This is a genomic window from Streptosporangium becharense, assembly GCF_014204985.1.
Lineage (GTDB): Bacteria > Actinomycetota > Actinomycetes > Streptosporangiales > Streptosporangiaceae > Streptosporangium > Streptosporangium becharense.
In genome coordinates, this window is sequence record NZ_JACHMP010000001.1 from 2,493,486 (window position 1) to 2,509,075 (window position 15,590).

The 15,590-nt window shown below is 69.6% G+C and carries 17 protein-coding genes; 1 reads left to right on the top strand and 16 read right to left on the bottom strand.

The annotated features are described in order from the left end of the window. The first annotated feature begins 3 nt into the window (after positions 1 to 3). Positions 4 to 594 (top strand): cob(I)yrinic acid a,c-diamide adenosyltransferase, encoded by a 591-nt coding sequence (locus F4562_RS10710; protein ID WP_184539099.1) that lies wholly within the window; start codon positions 4 to 6, stop codon positions 592 to 594. A 58-nt stretch (positions 595 to 652) separates the two neighbouring features. On the opposite strand, the gene F4562_RS10715 is transcribed toward F4562_RS10710, so the two are convergent. The 16 genes from F4562_RS10715 to F4562_RS10790 all read right to left on the bottom strand — a co-directional run bounded on the left by F4562_RS10715 (position 653) and on the right by F4562_RS10790 (position 15,515). After that, positions 653 to 1,363: a DUF642 domain-containing protein gene (locus F4562_RS10715; protein WP_184539097.1), complete on the bottom strand. Its 711-nt coding sequence runs from the start codon at positions 1,361 to 1,363 to the stop codon at positions 653 to 655. Between the two features lie 300 nt (positions 1,364 to 1,663). Then, complete coding sequence (locus F4562_RS10720) at positions 1,664 to 2,077, bottom strand: DUF2550 domain-containing protein (protein ID WP_221206164.1); 414 nt, start codon at positions 2,075 to 2,077, stop codon at positions 1,664 to 1,666. Positions 2,078 to 2,118: 41 nt separating this feature from the next. Further along, entirely contained in the window at positions 2,119 to 2,523 is a 405-nt protein-coding gene (locus tag F4562_RS10725) for a F0F1 ATP synthase subunit epsilon (protein ID WP_184539095.1), read from the bottom strand. Between the two features lie 65 nt (positions 2,524 to 2,588). Next, on the bottom strand, positions 2,589 to 4,016 hold the full coding sequence (gene atpD / locus F4562_RS10730; RefSeq protein WP_184539094.1) for a F0F1 ATP synthase subunit beta: 1,428 nt from the start codon (positions 4,014 to 4,016) through the stop codon (positions 2,589 to 2,591). A 1-nt stretch (position 4,017) separates the two neighbouring features. Next, a complete protein-coding gene (locus F4562_RS10735; RefSeq protein ID WP_184539092.1) occupies positions 4,018 to 4,917 on the bottom strand; it encodes a F0F1 ATP synthase subunit gamma in 900 nt (299 codons plus the stop codon). 3 nt (positions 4,918 to 4,920) lie between these two features. Next, positions 4,921 to 6,570: a F0F1 ATP synthase subunit alpha gene (atpA, locus tag F4562_RS10740; RefSeq protein WP_184539090.1), complete on the bottom strand. Its 1,650-nt coding sequence runs from the start codon at positions 6,568 to 6,570 to the stop codon at positions 4,921 to 4,923. A 23-nt stretch (positions 6,571 to 6,593) separates the two neighbouring features. Beyond that, positions 6,594 to 7,403, bottom strand: coding sequence for a F0F1 ATP synthase subunit delta (locus F4562_RS10745; RefSeq protein ID WP_184539088.1), 810 nt, complete (start codon positions 7,401 to 7,403; stop codon positions 6,594 to 6,596). Then, positions 7,403 to 7,948, bottom strand: a complete 546-nt coding sequence (locus tag F4562_RS10750; RefSeq protein ID WP_184539086.1) for a F0F1 ATP synthase subunit B — start codon at positions 7,946 to 7,948, stop codon at positions 7,403 to 7,405. Before F4562_RS10750 ends, F4562_RS10745 begins: the two co-directional genes overlap by 1 nt. Positions 7,949 to 7,979: 31 nt before the next feature. Next, positions 7,980 to 8,204, bottom strand: a complete 225-nt coding sequence (gene atpE, locus F4562_RS10755; RefSeq protein WP_184539084.1) for an ATP synthase F0 subunit C — start codon at positions 8,202 to 8,204, stop codon at positions 7,980 to 7,982. A gap of 64 nt (positions 8,205 to 8,268) precedes the next feature. Then, positions 8,269 to 9,057: a F0F1 ATP synthase subunit A gene (gene atpB, locus F4562_RS10760; RefSeq protein WP_184539082.1), complete on the bottom strand. Its 789-nt coding sequence runs from the start codon at positions 9,055 to 9,057 to the stop codon at positions 8,269 to 8,271. Positions 9,058 to 9,124: 67 nt separating this feature from the next. After that, positions 9,125 to 9,340, bottom strand: a complete 216-nt coding sequence (locus F4562_RS10765) for an AtpZ/AtpI family protein (protein ID WP_246473402.1) — start codon at positions 9,338 to 9,340, stop codon at positions 9,125 to 9,127. 70 nt (positions 9,341 to 9,410) lie between these two features. Next, positions 9,411 to 9,836, bottom strand: coding sequence for a Cg1360 family ATP-synthase-associated protein (locus F4562_RS10770; protein WP_184539078.1), 426 nt, complete (start codon positions 9,834 to 9,836; stop codon positions 9,411 to 9,413). Between the two features lie 152 nt (positions 9,837 to 9,988). After that, positions 9,989 to 11,890, bottom strand: coding sequence for a hypothetical protein (locus tag F4562_RS34800; protein WP_184539076.1), 1,902 nt, complete (start codon positions 11,888 to 11,890; stop codon positions 9,989 to 9,991). A 57-nt stretch (positions 11,891 to 11,947) separates the two neighbouring features. Next, positions 11,948 to 13,213 carry a serine hydroxymethyltransferase gene (glyA, locus tag F4562_RS10780; RefSeq protein WP_184539074.1) on the bottom strand — a complete coding sequence of 422 codons (1,266 nt, stop codon included), beginning with the start codon at positions 13,211 to 13,213 and terminating at the stop codon, positions 11,948 to 11,950. Positions 13,214 to 13,317: 104 nt separating this feature from the next. Continuing rightward, the gene (locus F4562_RS10785; protein WP_184539072.1) at positions 13,318 to 13,698 is read right to left on the bottom strand and encodes a hypothetical protein; all 381 of its coding nucleotides are present in this window, start codon (positions 13,696 to 13,698) and stop codon (positions 13,318 to 13,320) included. Beyond that, entirely contained in the window at positions 13,698 to 15,515 is a 1,818-nt protein-coding gene (locus F4562_RS10790; protein WP_184539070.1) for a hypothetical protein, read from the bottom strand. Before F4562_RS10790 ends, F4562_RS10785 begins: the two co-directional genes overlap by 1 nt. Positions 15,516 to 15,590: the final 75 nt, after the last annotated feature.

Below are 15,590 nucleotides of genomic sequence, written 5' to 3' on the forward strand. Positions count from 1 at the left end.
TCCATGACGCGAGCAGACAGAGACAACCCGGTGGTGCTCTCCAAGATCTACACCCGCACCGGGGACGACGGCACGACCGCGCTCGGCGACATGAGTCGCACCCGCAAGACCGACCCCCGTCTCGCCGCGTACGCGGACGTGGAGGAGGCGAACGCGGCCATCGGCGTGGCCCTGGCCACGGGGGCACTGGAGCAGGACGTCGCCGCGGTGCTCGCGCGCGTGCAGAACGAGCTGTTCGACGTCGGGGCCGACCTGAGCACCCCCGTCACGGCCGATCCGGAGTTCCCGCCGCTGCGGGTCGAACCCTCCTACATCGAGTGGCTGGAGGCGCGCTGCGACGAGTTCAACGAACGTCTCAAGCCGCTGCGCAGCTTCATCCTGCCGGGTGGCACCCCGGTCGTCGCCCAGCTCCACGTCGCCAGGACCGTCGTCCGCCGGGCCGAGCGGACCGTCTGGGCGGCGCTGGAGGCCCACGACGACGTCAACCCGCTGACCGCCACGTATCTCAACCGGCTGAGCGACCTGATGTTCATCCTCTGCCGGGTCGTCGCCGGCGGCGACGAGATCCTCTGGAAGCCGGGCGGCACCCGCTGACGGTTCCCGGCCCGCGGGCCCCGGCGCGCGTTCCGGAGCCCGCGGGGTGTCACCGGTGTCAGTCGTCGCTGTCGGGAACCGCGACGTGGTTGTCGAGGTCAGCGGTCTCGGGCCCGAGCTTGATGGTGCCCGCGGTGATGTCGTAGGGGTGGAACCTCGGGGTCACGACCACGTCGTCGACGACCGGGCCGTACGCCCCCGAGGTGGCCGAGACGAGCCGCAGGATCGCCCGGTCGCTCTGCGAGCAGAAGGCGAAGCCCTCCTTCTTGTAGCCCATGTTCTGCGGCGACCGGCCGGTGATGTCGAAGGCGAAGTTCTTGTGCACGATGAGCGGCCCCTGGCTGATCCGGGCGTACCCGCGCTTGATCGTCGGGCCGCCGTAGGTGTTGCCGGCCAGGGCGAAGACCACGTTGTAGCAGCGTCCGGGAAGGGTGGGAATGACCTGCTGGATCGTCCCACCGCTGGTGCCGGAGAGGTCGACGGACTGGCGGCCCCTGTAGGCCGGCCAGAAGCTGTTCACGCCGACCAGGTCGACGGAACCGCCGGTGACCTGCCACGCTCCGATGGTGTTCCCCGCGTTGATCTGCGTGCTGCCCGGGCTCCACGGTGACTCGAAGCTGCCGTTGCTCACCAGCGGAGCGTTGGCCGACGTCCGGCCTTCCGACGGGACGGGGGCGGCCGCCCCGACGGTCAGGGCGAGAGCGCAGGCCGCCGGAAGTGCCACGGCCAGCCGGGAGAGCCCGGCGGCGTGAGCCAACATAACAGTCATGATCTTCCTCCTGCCGCGCGTTTCCGCGCGCTGAAGGAGCAGCGCACGCGGCGGACGGTGCACCGAACGCACACGAGTCGCTGCTCACAGTAGTCGTCGGAAGACAAAAGTAGCCGAGAGATCGATTCCCGCCACGGTGGCACGCCCGGCGCACGGCCGGAGAAAAACACTCACGCACGCCCGCCCGCGGACGGGGAAGGCCCCGGAGAGGACCCGCTCACAGGCAGGGGGAAGGACCCTGGAGAACGCCCGCTCACAGGCAGGGGGGAGACACCCGGCCGGTAGGCGCCCGGTATCCGGTCAGGCCACGTCGAGATAGGCGCTCGGGGGGGCCGACTCCAGCCAGGCCACGAACCCGGTCAGCGCCCGGTACCCCATGGCGAGCTCGAAGGCGCTGTCACCGTTGCGGACCTCCAGCGCGGTCACGCCCTCCAGGAACCCGTAGAACTCGCCGGGCCCGATCCGGCGACGGCTGGAAATGACAAGGCCGCGCCTCACGATGACGTGGCGCGGCCTTGGCAGCAGACCTATGAGCGGAATCCAGTTGAGATGACCGTCGGCGTAGCGGGCCGCCCCGACCCGCCAGCCTCGTCCGCCCGGCAGGGGACGCAGGCAACACAGCACCGACCCCCGGGATCGGGTCAGGAAGAGCACACGGAACGCCAGGAGGGCGACGAGCAGCCCCACCACGATGAGTACGTCCAGCACCACCATGTCCGCCCGCCCCCAAGAAACCCGACGCCGAGAAGCAGAACTTACCTGACTTCCTCGCCGGCCGCGCGCAGCCGGGCCCGGGCCCGGGCCCGCTTGGCCGCGTCCGCCTCTTCCTGACCGGCCTCGACCGAGGCCTGGGCCCGGTCGAGCGCGCTCTTGGCCCGCGGGATGTCGACCTCGGAACCCAGCTCGGCCAGCTCGGCCAGGATGGACACCTCGTCGTTGGCCACCGACAGGAAGCCTCCGTGGACGGCGGCGACGAGGTCGGCCTCGCCGTTGCCGCGCTTGACCGTCAGCAGCCCGCCCTCGACCAGAACACCGATCACCGGCGCGTGCTTCGGCATGATACCGATCTCGCCGTCGACGGTCTTGGCAATCACCATGTCGGCCTCGCCGGACCAGATCTCACGTTCCGGGGAGACGACGCCTACTCGCAGCTTCGCCACTTTCTCTCCAGTTCCTTGTCGAACCAGGTGCCGGTGCGGCAGGGCCGCACCGGCACCGAAGGTGACTAGCGGGCGAGTTCCTTCGCCTTGGCGACGGCCTGGTCGATGCCGCCGACCATGAAGAACGCCTGCTCGGGCAGGTGGTCGTACTCACCGGCGCACAGACCCTTGAACGAGGCGATCGTCTCGTCCAGCGGGACGTTCTCACCCGGCTGACCGGTGAACGCCTCGGCCGCGTACATCGGGTGCGACAGGAAGCGCTCGATGCGGCGGGCCCGGTTGACGGTGACCTTGTCCTCTTCGGAGAGCTCGTCGATACCGAGGATCGCGATGATGTCCTGCAGTTCCTTGTACTTCTGCAGGATCCGCTTGGTCTCCTGGGCCACGCGGTAGTGCTCCTCGCCCACGATCAGCGGGTCGAGGATCCGCGAGGTGGAGTCGAGCGGGTCCACCGCGGGGTAGATGCCCTTCTCCGAGATCGGCCGCGACAGAACGGTCTGCGCGTCGAGGTGCGCGAAGGCGTTGTGCGGGGCCGGGTCGGTGATGTCGTCCGCGGGGACGTAGATCGCCTGCATCGAGGTGATCGAGTGACCGCGGGTGGAGGTGATGCGCTCCTGCAGAACGCCCATCTCGTCGGCCAGGGTCGGCTGGTAACCCACCGCGGACGGCATACGGCCGAGCAGCGTGGAGACCTCGGAACCGGCCTGGGTGAACCGGAAGATGTTGTCGATGAACAGAAGCACGTCCTGCTTCTGCACGTCACGGAAGTACTCCGCCATGGTGAGGGCGGAGAGCGCGACGCGCAGACGGGTGCCCGGGGGCTCGTCCATCTGGCCGAAGACGAGCGCGGTGTCCTTGAGGACGTCCGCCTCCTCCATCTCCAGCCACAGGTCGTTGCCCTCACGGGTGCGCTCGCCGACGCCGGCGAACACCGAGGTGCCACCGAAGTTGCGGGCGACCCGGCGGATCATCTCCTGGATCAGAACGGTCTTGCCGACGCCCGCGCCGCCGAACAGGCCGATCTTGCCGCCCTGCACGTACGGGGTGAGCAGGTCGATGACCTTGATGCCGGTGACGAGCATCTCGGTGCGCGACTCGAGGGCGTCGAAGGACGGCGACGGGCGGTGGATGCCCCAGCGCTCATTGATCTTGAGGGAGGCGGTCTCGACGTCCAGCGACTCGCCGAGGGCGTTCCACACGTGGCCCTTGACGACGTCGCCGACCGGCACCGAGATGGCGGCACCGGTGTCGCGCACCGGGGCCCCCCGGGTCACGCCGTCGGTGGGCTGCATGGAGATGGCGCGGACGAGGTTGTCACCCAGGTGCTGGGCGACCTCCAGGGTCAGGACCTTGGTCTCCCCGCCGAGGGTGACCTCGATCTGGAGGGCGTTGTAGATATCGGGCATCGCCTCGACGGGGAACTCCACGTCGACGACGGGACCGGTGACCCGCGCGACGCGGCCCACGCCGGTCTCAACAGTCTGTGCAGTCATTTCACTCTTTCCCCGCTGCGGCGTCAGCCAGCGCGTTGGCGCCACCGACGATCTCGCTGATTTCCTGGGTGATCTCGGCCTGGCGAGCCTGGTTCATCTGCTGGGTGAACACGCGGATGAGCTCGTTGGCGTTGTCGGTCGCCGACTTCATGGCCCGGCGACGCGCGGCCTCCTCGGAGGCCGCCGACTGGAGCAGCGCGGTGAAGATGCGCGACTCCACGTAGCGCGGCAGCAGCTTGTCGAGCACTTCGCCCGCCGCGGGCTCGAACTCGAAGTAGGGCAGCGGGGTGCCGCCCTTCTCCGGGCTCTCCTCCACCACCAGGGGAAGGATCCGCTTGACCACGACCTCCTGCGTCAGCATCGAGACGAACTCGGTGGAGACGATGTGGATCTCGTCCACCCCGTCGTCGGCCGAGAACGCGTCGATCAGCGCGCCGGCGATCTCCTTGGCGTCGGAGTACGAGGGCTTACGGGAGAACCCGGTCCACTGCCCGCCCATCGCGCGGTTGCGGAAGGAGTGCCAGGCGACACCCTTGCGTCCCGTCACGAAGGGCACGGGCTCGACGCCCCTGCTCCGCAGCAGCCCGGCGAGCGCCTCGGCCTCACGCAGGAGGTTGGCGTTGAAGCCGCCGCAGAACCCGCTGTCGCTGGTGACGATGAGCACCGCCGCCTTGGCCGGCCGCTCCTTCGCCACCGTCAGCGGGTGGTCGACGCTCGCGGTGTTGCTGACGACGCCCGTCACGGCGCGGGTGATCTCCCGCTCGTACGGCACGGCCGCCTGCATCCGCAGCTGCGCCCGCACGATGCGCGACGAGGCGATGAGCTCCTGGGCACGCGTGATCTTCGCGGTGGACTTGACCGACTTGATCCGCCGCCGCAGCAGTCTTAGCTGGGCACCCATCGGCTACTTCTTCTCGGACGCGCGGACTTGCTTCGTGATCTTCTCCTGGCCGACCGACTCGGCGCCGAGCGCGGCGACCGGCTCGTCACGGACGAGCAGCTCACCGGCGGAGGTCTCGAAGCTCTTCTTGAACTCGGTGATGGCGTCCTTGAGCGCGGTGACCGTGTCGCCCGACAGGTCCTTCGTCTCGCGGATGCCGTCGAGGATGCCCTTGTGGTCGCGGCCGATGTAGTCGAGGAACTCCGTCTCGAAGCGGCGGATGTCCTCGACCGGGACGTCGTCGAGCTCACCGGTCGTGCCGGCCCAGATCGAGACGACCTCCTTCTCCACCGGGAAGGGGCTGTACTGCGGCTGCTTGAGCAGCTCGACCAGGCGCTGGCCACGCTCCAGCTGCGCCTTGGACGCCGCGTCCAGGTCGGAGGCGAAGGAGGCGAACGCCTCCAGGTCGCGGTACTGGGAGAGGGCGAGACGCAGCGTGCCGGCGACCTTCTTCATCGCCTTGGTCTGCGCCGAGCCACCGACTCGGGAGACCGACACACCGACGTTGATCGCGGGGCGGACACCGGCGTTGAACAGGTCGGTCTCGAGGAAGACCTGGCCGTCGGTGATGGAGATGACGTTGGTCGGGATGAACGCCGACACGTCGTTGCCCTTGGTCTCGATGACCGGGAGACCCGTCATCGAACCGCCGCCCATGTCGTTGGAGAGCTTGGCGCAGCGCTCCAGGAGACGGGAGTGCAGGTAGAAGACGTCGCCGGGGTAGGCCTCACGGCCCGGCGGGCGGCGCAGCAGCAGGGAGACGGCGCGGTAGGCGTCGGCCTGCTTGGTCAGGTCGTCGAAGACGATGAGGACGTGCTTGCCCTGGTACATCCAGTGCTGGCCGATGGCCGAACCGGTGTAAGGAGCCAGGTACTTGTAACCGGCCGGGTCGGAGGCCGGGGCGGCGACGATGGTGGTGTACTCCATCGCGCCCGCCTCCTCCAGGCGGGCCCTGACCTGGGCGATCGTGGAACCCTTCTGGCCGACCGCGACGTAGACGCAGCGGACCTGCCGGTTGGGGTCGCCGGAGAGCCAGTTCTCCCGCTGGTTGAGGATCGTGTCGACGGCGATCGCGGTCTTGCCGGTGCCGCGGTCGCCGATGATCAGCTGACGCTGGCCCCGGCCGATCGCGGTCATGGCGTCGATCGCCTTGATGCCGGTGGCGAGAGGCTCCTTCACCGGCTGACGCTGGACCACCGAGGGGGCCTGGAGCTCCAGGGCCCGCAGCCCCTCGGCCTCGATGGCACCCTTGCCGTCCAGCGGGACGCCCAGCGGGTCGACCACGCGGCCGAGGAAGTTGTCGCCGACCGGAACGGAGAGGACCTCGCCCGTCCGGCGGACCGACTGGCCCTCCTCGATCTTGCTGAAGTCGCCCAGGATAACGACACCGATCTCCCGGACGTCCAGGTTCAGTGCCAGGCCACGCGTGCCGTCCTCGAACTCAAGCAGCTCGTTCGCCATCGCCGAGGGAAGGCCGGAGACATGGGCGATGCCGTCGCCGCAGTCGACGACGGTCCCGATCTCCTCACGCGCGGCGCCTTCCGGCTCGTACGCCTGGACGAAGCGCTCAAGGGCGTCCCGGATCTCATCCGGCCGGATCGTAAGCTCCGCCATCTCTCTTCAGTCTCCCTATTCGCCTAGCCGGCCAACCGGCGGCGGACTTCTTCGATTCGTCCCGCGATGGTGGTGTCGATGAGGTCGTCCCCGATGCGGACGGAGAACCCACCGATCACCTGCGGGTCCACCTCGACGTTCAGATGAACGTCTCGGCCGTACGAGGTGCGCAACCATGCGGCCAGACGCTGCTTCTGCACCTCGGAGAGGGCGATGGCGCTGCGCACCACCGCGACCAGGCGCTGCCTCTGGGCCGCGACCAGCTGGCCGAAATCCGTGAGGCCGTTCTCCAGACTACGTCCTCGCGGATGCAGCACCACCTGCGTGACCAGGCGGAGGGTGGTGGGGGCGACCTTGCCCGTGAGCAGCGAGACGAGGAGCTCCCGCTTCGCCGCCTCCGGGGAGGCCGGGTTGGTCAGAGCCCGGGACAGGTCCAGGTTCGAGGCGGCGATGCGGCCGAACCGGAACAGTTCGTCCTCGACGTCGTCGAGCCTGCTCTGCGCCTCGGCCTCGGCCGCCGCGGCGACCACGCCGAGACGCTCCAGGGCGTCGGCCAGGTCGCCGCCGCGCGTCCACTTGGCGGAGACGGCCGCGACGGCCGTCTCCAGTGCCGCGACGCTGACCTTGCCCTCCAGCAGGACCTGCACGACCTGCGCCTTCTGGCCCGCGGGCCGGGCGGGGTCGGACAGGCTGCGACGGAGGCCGTGCTCACGGTCGAGCAGATCGGCGATCGCGAAGAGCTCGTCGGCCAGCGTGCCGAGGTCGGCGCTTCCCGCGACCGCGTTGAAGCGCTCTTCGACCTCGGCCAGCGAAGCCCTGCTCAGACCCTTCATCAACGGACCACCGCGCTGCTCGACTCGAGCTCCTCGATGAACCTGTCGACGGTGCGGCGCTGGCGGGCCTCGTCCTCAAGGGACTCCCCGACGATGCGGCTGGCGAGATCCGTCGACAACCGGCCGATCTCACTGCGGAGCTGGGCGAACGCCTGCTGGCGGTCGGCCTCGATCTGCAGGTGCGCGGCCTCGATGAGGCGACGGGCCTCGGCCTGTGCCTCCTCGCGCAGCTCGGCCTTGATCTGGGCACCCTGCTCGCGAGCCTCCTCACGCAGGCGGGAAGCCTCGTGACGAGCCTCGGCGAGCTGGTCCTTGTACTGCTTGAGCAGTGCCTGGGCCTCGGCCTGGGCGTCCGCGGCGCGCTGGATGCCGCCCTCGATCGCCTCGGTCCGCTCAGCCAGAGTCTTCTGGATGCGCGGGGTGAGGATCTTGCCGACGACGAAGAGGACGACGAGGAACGCGAAACCGCCGACGACCAGCTCGTAGAGATGCGGCATGATCGGGCTGCTGCCCTCGGCCGCCAGGAACTTAGCTGCGATTGTCATCGATGCAGCCTTCCGTCAGGGGTGTTTTCGATCAGCCGTAGATGAACGGCGCGACAAGGCCGATCAGGGCCAGCGCCTCGACGAGCACGAAGCCCAGCAGCATGTTCTGGCGGATCATGCCGTAGGCCTCGGGCTGGCGGGCGATCGCCTGCAGGCCGTTGCCGAAGATCAGGCCGACGCCGATGCCGGGGCCGAGCGTGGCGAGTCCGTAGCCGATGGAACCGATGTTGCCGGAAACCTCAGCGAGGATGTTCATTTCTGTTTCCTTTACGGATAGCCGGTGACGGGTCTCACCGATCTGAACTGAGAGGGGAAGGGTCTTAGTGCTCGGCGTGCAGCGAGCCGCCGATGTACATCGCGGCGAGCAGCGCGAACAGGAAGGCCTGCAGGAACTGGATGAACATCTCGAACCCGGTCATGGCGATCGTCATGACGACGCCGATGACACCGACCGGGGCGCCGAGCGGGGTGAGCCGCTCGAAGAGGAACCAGAAACCGACCGCGCTGAAGAAGGCGAGGATGATGTGGCCCGCGAACATGTTGGCGAACAGTCGCACAGCATGCGTGAACGGGGCCACGATCATGTTGGAGAGGAACTCGATCGGCGCGAGCAGCAGGTAAATCGGCTTGGGCAGGCCGGGGGGGAACATCATGTTCTTGAAGTAGCCGACCGCTCCCTGGTGCTTCATGCCCAGGTAGATCTTCAGGATGTAGACGCTGAGCGCGAGGACGATCGGGAAGGCGATGTGCGAGGCGACCGGGAACTGCAGGAACGGTACGACGCCGATCAGGTTCCAGATCCAGACCAGGAAGAAGAAGCTGAGCAGCAGGCCCATCCAGCGGTCGGAGTCCTTACCGAGGAAGGGCCGGGCGATCTGGTCGCGGACGAACATGTAGCCGATCTCGCCGACGTTCTGGACCCCCCGGGGCACGAGCTTCGGGTTGGCGAAGGCCGACCAGCAGAAGATCACGACCACGAGGGAGCTCAGCAGGGCGAGCAGGACCGGCTTGGTGAACCAGGTGACGCCGGGAATGATCGGGGGGAGATCGAACAGTTCAAGCCCCGGGGCCTTGAACTCGTCGGCGGCGAGGACCGTCAGCGCCTTCACGCGGCGTTCCCTTCAACGTGGTAATGGATCAAGACTGCTTCCTCAGCGAAGCGACCGCCGCGCGAGGTCAGCGACCGTATTTCCGGTAGACCAGGTAGATGGCGAGAACGACACCGATGATCACTCCGATCGGTGTGAACGCGGCCACGCCGGTCCAACGGCTCAGCAACCAGCCGCCCCCGCCGTACAGGATGATCCCGGAGAGGATGTAGCTGGGAATCGACCATGCGGCGTTGGCGAAGTCGCGGCCATCGTCTTCGGGCCTGCGTTCTTGTTCGCTCATTGCGGGCATGACAATAGCAGTCGGGGCGATGACTAGTCATATCAGGCCTCGCTGGACGTCATGATACGCCTCATCGGGTGTCACCCCGCCCGGGAACCGCGGCCCCCGGATCGACGTAGAGCATCTTCGTCTTCACGAAGCCCCGCATCTCGCCGGCCGTCCAGACGACGGTGCAGATGATCGCCGACCAGCCGAAGGCCCGCGGCTCGAAGGCGGTGGCGTCCTCGAACGCCTTGAGGAGCGCCATGATGACCAGGACCTTCACCGCGTAGGTGACGATCGCGGCGACCATCATCATCGCGGGGGAGATCCGGCTGGCGTAGGAGACCGCCACCAGGCCGACGGTGAAGAAGGCCACGACCACCAGCAGGCCGATCACGGCACCCAGCGCTCCCGTACCCCCCGAGAGCAGGGTCGCCGCGAGGATGACGGCCGCGCCCGCGACGGCGGTGGGCACCACTGCCCCTTTCAGCACACGCACGTCATTGGCCTGCATCGGCACTCCAAGCAACTGTTGTCAAACGAGCGATTGCTACCTTGCAGGTCGCAGTCGACCGGCCACCTGCTAGTGAAAGCTATCACAAGCCCAAGGAAGAGTGCCTTTACCTGCCGTTTCAAGTAAACGATCAAGAGGTGACCGGGGAGTGTTCAGATCGGCGTCTCAGGGTTCGAGAAGCCCGGGCGTGGCGCGCTGAGTGACAGGTCGGGCAGCCCCGAGACCTTGGTCGCGTCATCACCGACGACCGGGCGGGCGGCAGGGTCCTCCGGTGGGTACGGATGCGGGCGGACCTGCGGCGGGCCGTCCGCGGGACGGTCCCGGCGATCGGGTCTCGCCTGGTCGGCGGGCCGGTCGGGCACCGGGCGGTCGGCGGGAGGAAGGCCGGAAGCCGGACGGCCGGAGGCGGCGCGGTCGGCGGCAGGCCACCCGGCGGCGGTGCGGTCGGCGGGCGGCCAGTCGGAAGCCGGGCGGTCGGCGGGAGAACGGCCGCCGGCGGGACGGCTGGCGGGAGGACGACCGGAAGCCGGGCGGTCGGCGGGAGGCCAGTCGGGAGCCGGGCGGTCGACCGGGCGGTTGGGGGCGGGCCGGTCCGCGGGCCGCTCGAAGATGGAACGGCCGCCGACCGGAGGGCGACCGGCCGCCGAATGGTCGGCCGGAGGGCGACCGGCGACGAGACGATCCGCGGGAGGGCGACCGGCGACGAGACGATCGGCCGGAGGACGGCCGGAACCGGGATGATCGGCACCGCCACCACCGGGAGCGGGCCGGCCGGGAGCCGGGCGAGCGCCGGCGGGGCCGCCCGGAGCCTCGCGGCCGAAGGAGGCCCGGTCGTCGGGGTGACCCGGAGCGGCCGGCTGCCGGGGGGCCTGGGACGGCGTCGTGGCCGCACTGGTGGCCGCGGTCGTGGCCGGGTCGGCGCCGGGCTCCCCGGCTCCGGCCACGCCGACGACGTCGCGACGCGCGCGCCAGCGGGGCAGCGCCATCATGACCAGGACGCCGACGGCCAGCAGCACGGTCAACGGGAACAGGATCAGCGGCACACCCTCGATGGACAACGCCACGACCGCGAAGGCGAACAGGAACGTCCAGGCGTACATGATCAGGACGCTGCGGCGGTGCGAGTGGCCGATGTCGAGCAGGCGGTGGTGCAGGTGCCCGCGGTCGGGGGCGAACGGCGACAGGCCCTTGGACGTGCGCCGGATCACCGCCATGACCAGGTCGAGCAGCGGGAGCACCAGGATCGCGACCGGCACGAGCAGCGGCAGGATGACCGGGAAGCTGTTGATGCTGCTGGTCTCCAGCGGCGTCACCGTGATCATCGTGGAGGCGAGGACCAGACCGATCAGCATCGCCCCGGTGTCGCCCATGAAGATCTTCGCCGGATGGAAGTTGTGCGGCAGAAAGCCCAGGCAGACCCCGATGAGCACCGAGGTGATCGCCGCGGTGACGTTGATGCTGGTGTCCCCGAAGTCCCTCGACAGCGCGACGGAGTACGTCCACGTGGCCATGGCCGCGATGCCGACGATGCCGGCCGCCAGGCCGTCCAGACCGTCGACGAAGTTCACCGCGTTGATCATGACGACCACGATCATGATCGTGATCAGTGCGCCGAGCGTGGGGTCGAGGACGACGGTCCCGCCCAGTGAGGAGGGCCACGGAAGCCAGGGCAGGCTGACGCCGAAGGCCACGAGCACGCCTGCCGCGCCGACCTGGCCGGCCAGCTTGATGAGGGCGTCCATCCCCCACCAGTCGTCCAGGAAGCCCGTCACCGTGATGATGCCGCCCGCGACGATGAGCGCGATCACCGTCTTGCCGTCGCCCTCCGCCGCCAGCTTGCCGCCCGCGTAGGGCAGCTTGCCCGCGATCAGCAGGCCCGCGACGAGCCCGCCGTACATCGCCAGCCCGCCGAGCCGGGGGGTCGGCGTGGTGTGCACGTCGCGGTCACGGACCTCGGGCATGGCACCGATACGGACGGCGAAAACACGGACCAGCGGGACCAGCAGATAGGTCGCCGCCGCCGCCACCAGTGCCATGAGTAGGTATTCGCGCACGGACCTAGTTTCGCGGATAGTCCGGCCGACTGTGACCGGAAATCAACACAGAACCGCTCATAGTTCGCTCGGATATATCCGGTGGGCCCGGGTGAGTTCCGCGACCCGCCGGCGGGTCTCCGGCACCGCGTCGGGATCACGGATGACCTGTGCGGTCATCGACGCCACCTCCTTCATCTCCTCCGGCCCCATCCCCTGCGTCGTGACACAAGGGGTGCCGACCCTGATGCCGGAGGTCACCGTGGGGGGTTCGGGGTCGTACGGAATCGCGTTGCGGTTCAACGTGATCCCCGCGGCCTGGCACCGTTGCTCCGCCACCGCGCCGGAGACGCCGAGATCCCGCAGGTCGACCAGGACCAGGTGACTGTCGGTGCCGCCGGAGACCGGCCGCATGCCCTCCGCCGCCAGGGCGTCGGCCAGCACCCGGGCGTTGCTCACGACCCGCCGCGCGTACTCGGCGAACTCCGGCCGCAGCGCCTCGCCGAAGGCCACCGCCTTGGCCGCGACCGCGTTCATGAGCGGACCGCCCTGGACGAACGGGAAGACCGCCCGGTCGATCTTCGCCGCCAGCTCCGCCGTGCACATGATGCCGCCGCCCCGCGGACCGCGCAGCGCCTTGTGCGTGGTGAAGGTCACCACGTCGGCGTACGGCACCGCGGAGGGGATGGCCTTGCCCGCCATCAGACCCACGGTGTGCGCGACGTCGGCCATCAGCCAGGCACCGACCTCGTCGGCGATGCCCCGGAACGCGGAGAAGTCGATCTCCCTGGGGTAGGCGGTGGCACCACATATGATCATCTTTGGCTCGTACCGCAGCGCCAGCTCCCTGACCTCGTCGTAGTCGATCAGTTCGGTGTCCCTGCGCACCCCGTAGGCGACGACGTCGAACCAGCGGCCGGAGAAGTTGACCCTGGAGCCGTGGGTGAGATGCCCGCCGTGCGACAGCGCCATCGCCAGCACGGTGTCGCCCGGCTGGAGCAGCGCCGCGTAGGCCGCCAAGTTGGCCGAGGCACCCGAGTGGGGCTGGACGTTGACATGGTCGGCGCCGAAAAGCCGCTTGGCCCGGTCGACGGCGATCCGCTCGGCCCGGTCGACGACCTCGCACCCCGCGTAGTAGCGCCTGCCGGGATAGCCCTCGGCGTACTTGTTGGTCAGCGTCGAGCCGAGCGCGGCGAGCACGGCGGGGGACGTGAAGCTCTCGCTCGCGATCAGCTGGATCCCGCCGCGGAGCCGGTCGAGCTCGTCGAGGAGCACACCCGCGATCTCGGGATCTTCGCTGCTGAGGAGACGGAAATCAGGCCCGTAGTACGGCTCTGTGCCCATGGCTCACACCTCGGGATGACGACTCCACCCCACTGTAAGCCCGGCCACATGGTTTCTCCCATGTAGGGCCGCTCCGCTTCGGCGGGCGGGTCACGGGAAAGGCGTCAGGAGAACGCGTGCGGCGCCCCGGCGTTGGTCGGCACCCATCTCGGCGTGTCGGCCGCCTGGTCGCTGATCGAGGTGAGGATCGCCTGCCGGTACAGGCTGAGGCGGGTGCGCCATTCACCCATGTCCTCGACGTAGCGGCCGGAGACGGGGGCGTCCCAGACATCCTTGCTCTTGGCCAGGTGATATGCCCGATCGAGGCTGCCGGTCAGCCTGTCGAGCTCGGGCAGGACCTGCCGCCACGCCATGACCAGCCGCTGGTAGTCGGGGTTGAACTCCCACGCCGTGGCGGTGTCCGGCGACGGTATCCCGGCGGTCGCCGACGACGGCGGGGTCTCCCCGGGCTGCAACGGCTGCGGTGCGGGTGGGTCTGCGAACATCACGCTCTCCCTGCGCTCGCGGCGTCACCGGTACCCGGTGGCTGGACGGTCTGGTCGGTGGTGGGCCCGGCGGTGTCGAGCAGGGGGTGGTCGGGCCTGGCCGACGGCAGCGGCCCATGCGGCTCCACCTGGCCGGGGCCTCCGGCGGTGCCGGACACGCCGTCGGCCGAGGGCGTGTCCAGCGGCGGGATGTCCTCGATGTTCTCGAGCAGTTCCCCCACCTCGGCCGCCGTGGGCGAGTCGAGCGGGATCTGCAGCACCTTCACCCCGTCGACCTCCACGATCCTCGCCTTGGAGGCACCGGTCTGGTCGATGTCGTCGGAGTGGTCCTTGCGCGGGGTGTCGTAGACGTCGCCGGTGCCGGCCGTGCCGCCCCCCTCCCGGGGGGAACGCTCATCCCCCTTGGCCCCGGTCTCCCCCTTCGCCTCCGGACCGGCCTGGGCATCCGGCCCCGTGCCATCCCCCGGACCCGGGCCACTCACCGGGGCATTCGACCCGGTGGCACCGTCCCGGAGCGACCGCTCATCCCCCTTGGCCCCGGTCTCCCCCTTCGCCTCCGGACCGGCCTGGGCATCCGGCCCGGTGGCACCGTCCCGGAGCGACCGCTCGTCCCCCTTGGCCCCGGTCTCCCCCTTCGCCTCCGGACCGGCCTGGGCATCCGGCCCGGTGTCGCCCGCGTCCATGGATCTGTCGTTGACCTGGGCGATGTCCGGCTGTGTGACGTCGGGGTGCCGCCGGTCGCCCGCGGAGTCGTCGCCGAGCCCCGGAACCGCCGGCTTCAGATCCTCGGTCCTGGGGGTGTCCGGGCGGTCGCCGCTCTCCGGAAGGCCCTGGCTCCCACCGGCTCCGGGGGCCTCGGGGACCGGGCCGGGCCCCGGCGTCTGCCTCGACGGTGCGTCAACGGCCCCTCCACCGCCCTGAGCACGCTCATCAGGTTCCGGCAGAGACGGGCCGGGGACACTGTCCTGGGGCGGCTCCGGACGGCTCTCGTCGGACCTGGGCGCCTCGGGGAGCGGCTCGGGCTCCACGGCCCGCGGCTCGACGGGGTTCTCCGCGTCCGGCGAGCCCCCGGAGCCGGTTCCGTCACGTGGGGAGATCTCGTCCCCCTTCGAACCCGTCTCCGGCTTGGGTTCGACGACGCCCTCCGAACCGGCGCCCGGTTTGAGGATCTCTATGGGCCCGCCATTCGAGGAGGCATCCCCGTCTCCACCGCGCTGCCTGCCGGAACGCTCCTCGGACCCGGTCTCGCCGCCCTCACCGCGCTGCCTGCCGGAACGCTCCTCCGGCCTGGTCTCGTCGCCCTTCGCCCCGGTCTCCGGCTTACGCTCCTCACCCCCGGAACCGCCATTCGACCCCGCGTCGTCACCACCGCCGCGCTCCCCCCTGGCGTCGCGCGGGGTGGTGTCGGCCGGTTGGTCACCGGTCCGGGGCTTGTCGTCCGCCCCTGGGGACGCGGGGACGGGGTCGTCCGCCCCCGAACTCCTGACATCCCCGGGCTTCGCGGTCTCCGGGGTGGCCCCGTCGGATCCGGGCGCCTGCGCCAGGGGCCCCGCGGCCTTCGGTCCGCCGGCGGGGGCCCCGGTCTGCTGCTCGATCTTCTTCTCCAGCAGGTCGACCCGGGCCAGCACGTCACGGACCATCACGTCGCACGCGTCGGCGATCTGAGCTGGCCGGTGGGTGGACTGGGAGGACAGGCCGGCTCCGCTCATCACGCGGACGACCTTGCCCTCGACGCTCCGCATCTGCTCCGCCGCCCGCTTCACCTCGGATAACAGGTCGCGAACCAGCTGGGGGTCCATTCCTTCGAACTTGCCCATGGAGGTCTCCCGGAAGTGTCGGCCCACCTCACGGTACCGGGGAGGCAGCCGCGCGTCACGGTGATAATCAGACGG

Excerpts from the sequence above, each read along its gene's own strand:
- F4562_RS10710 (WP_184539099.1), top strand. The coding sequence starts at position 4 with ATGACGCGAGCAGACAGAGACAACCCGGTGGTGCTCTCCAAGATCTAC.
- F4562_RS10715 (WP_184539097.1), bottom strand. The coding sequence starts at position 1,363 with ATGACTGTTATGTTGGCTCACGCCGCCGGGCTCTCCCGGCTGGCCGTG.
- F4562_RS10720 (WP_221206164.1), bottom strand. The coding sequence starts at position 2,077 with ATGGTGGTGCTGGACGTACTCATCGTGGTGGGGCTGCTCGTCGCCCTC.
- atpD (WP_184539094.1), bottom strand. The coding sequence starts at position 4,016 with ATGACTGCACAGACTGTTGAGACCGGCGTGGGCCGCGTCGCGCGGGTC.
- F4562_RS10735 (WP_184539092.1), bottom strand. The coding sequence starts at position 4,917 with ATGGGTGCCCAGCTAAGACTGCTGCGGCGGCGGATCAAGTCGGTCAAG.
- atpA (WP_184539090.1), bottom strand. The coding sequence starts at position 6,570 with ATGGCGGAGCTTACGATCCGGCCGGATGAGATCCGGGACGCCCTTGAG.
- F4562_RS10745 (WP_184539088.1), bottom strand. The coding sequence starts at position 7,403 with ATGAAGGGTCTGAGCAGGGCTTCGCTGGCCGAGGTCGAAGAGCGCTTC.
- F4562_RS10750 (WP_184539086.1), bottom strand. The coding sequence starts at position 7,948 with ATGACAATCGCAGCTAAGTTCCTGGCGGCCGAGGGCAGCAGCCCGATC.
- atpE (WP_184539084.1), bottom strand. The coding sequence starts at position 8,204 with ATGAACATCCTCGCTGAGGTTTCCGGCAACATCGGTTCCATCGGCTAC.
- F4562_RS10765 (WP_246473402.1), bottom strand. The coding sequence starts at position 9,340 with ATGAGCGAACAAGAACGCAGGCCCGAAGACGATGGCCGCGACTTCGCC.
- F4562_RS10770 (WP_184539078.1), bottom strand. The coding sequence starts at position 9,836 with ATGCAGGCCAATGACGTGCGTGTGCTGAAAGGGGCAGTGGTGCCCACC.
- glyA (WP_184539074.1), bottom strand. The coding sequence starts at position 13,213 with ATGGGCACAGAGCCGTACTACGGGCCTGATTTCCGTCTCCTCAGCAGC.
- F4562_RS10785 (WP_184539072.1), bottom strand. The coding sequence starts at position 13,698 with ATGTTCGCAGACCCACCCGCACCGCAGCCGTTGCAGCCCGGGGAGACC.
- F4562_RS10790 (WP_184539070.1), bottom strand. The coding sequence starts at position 15,515 with ATGGGCAAGTTCGAAGGAATGGACCCCCAGCTGGTTCGCGACCTGTTA.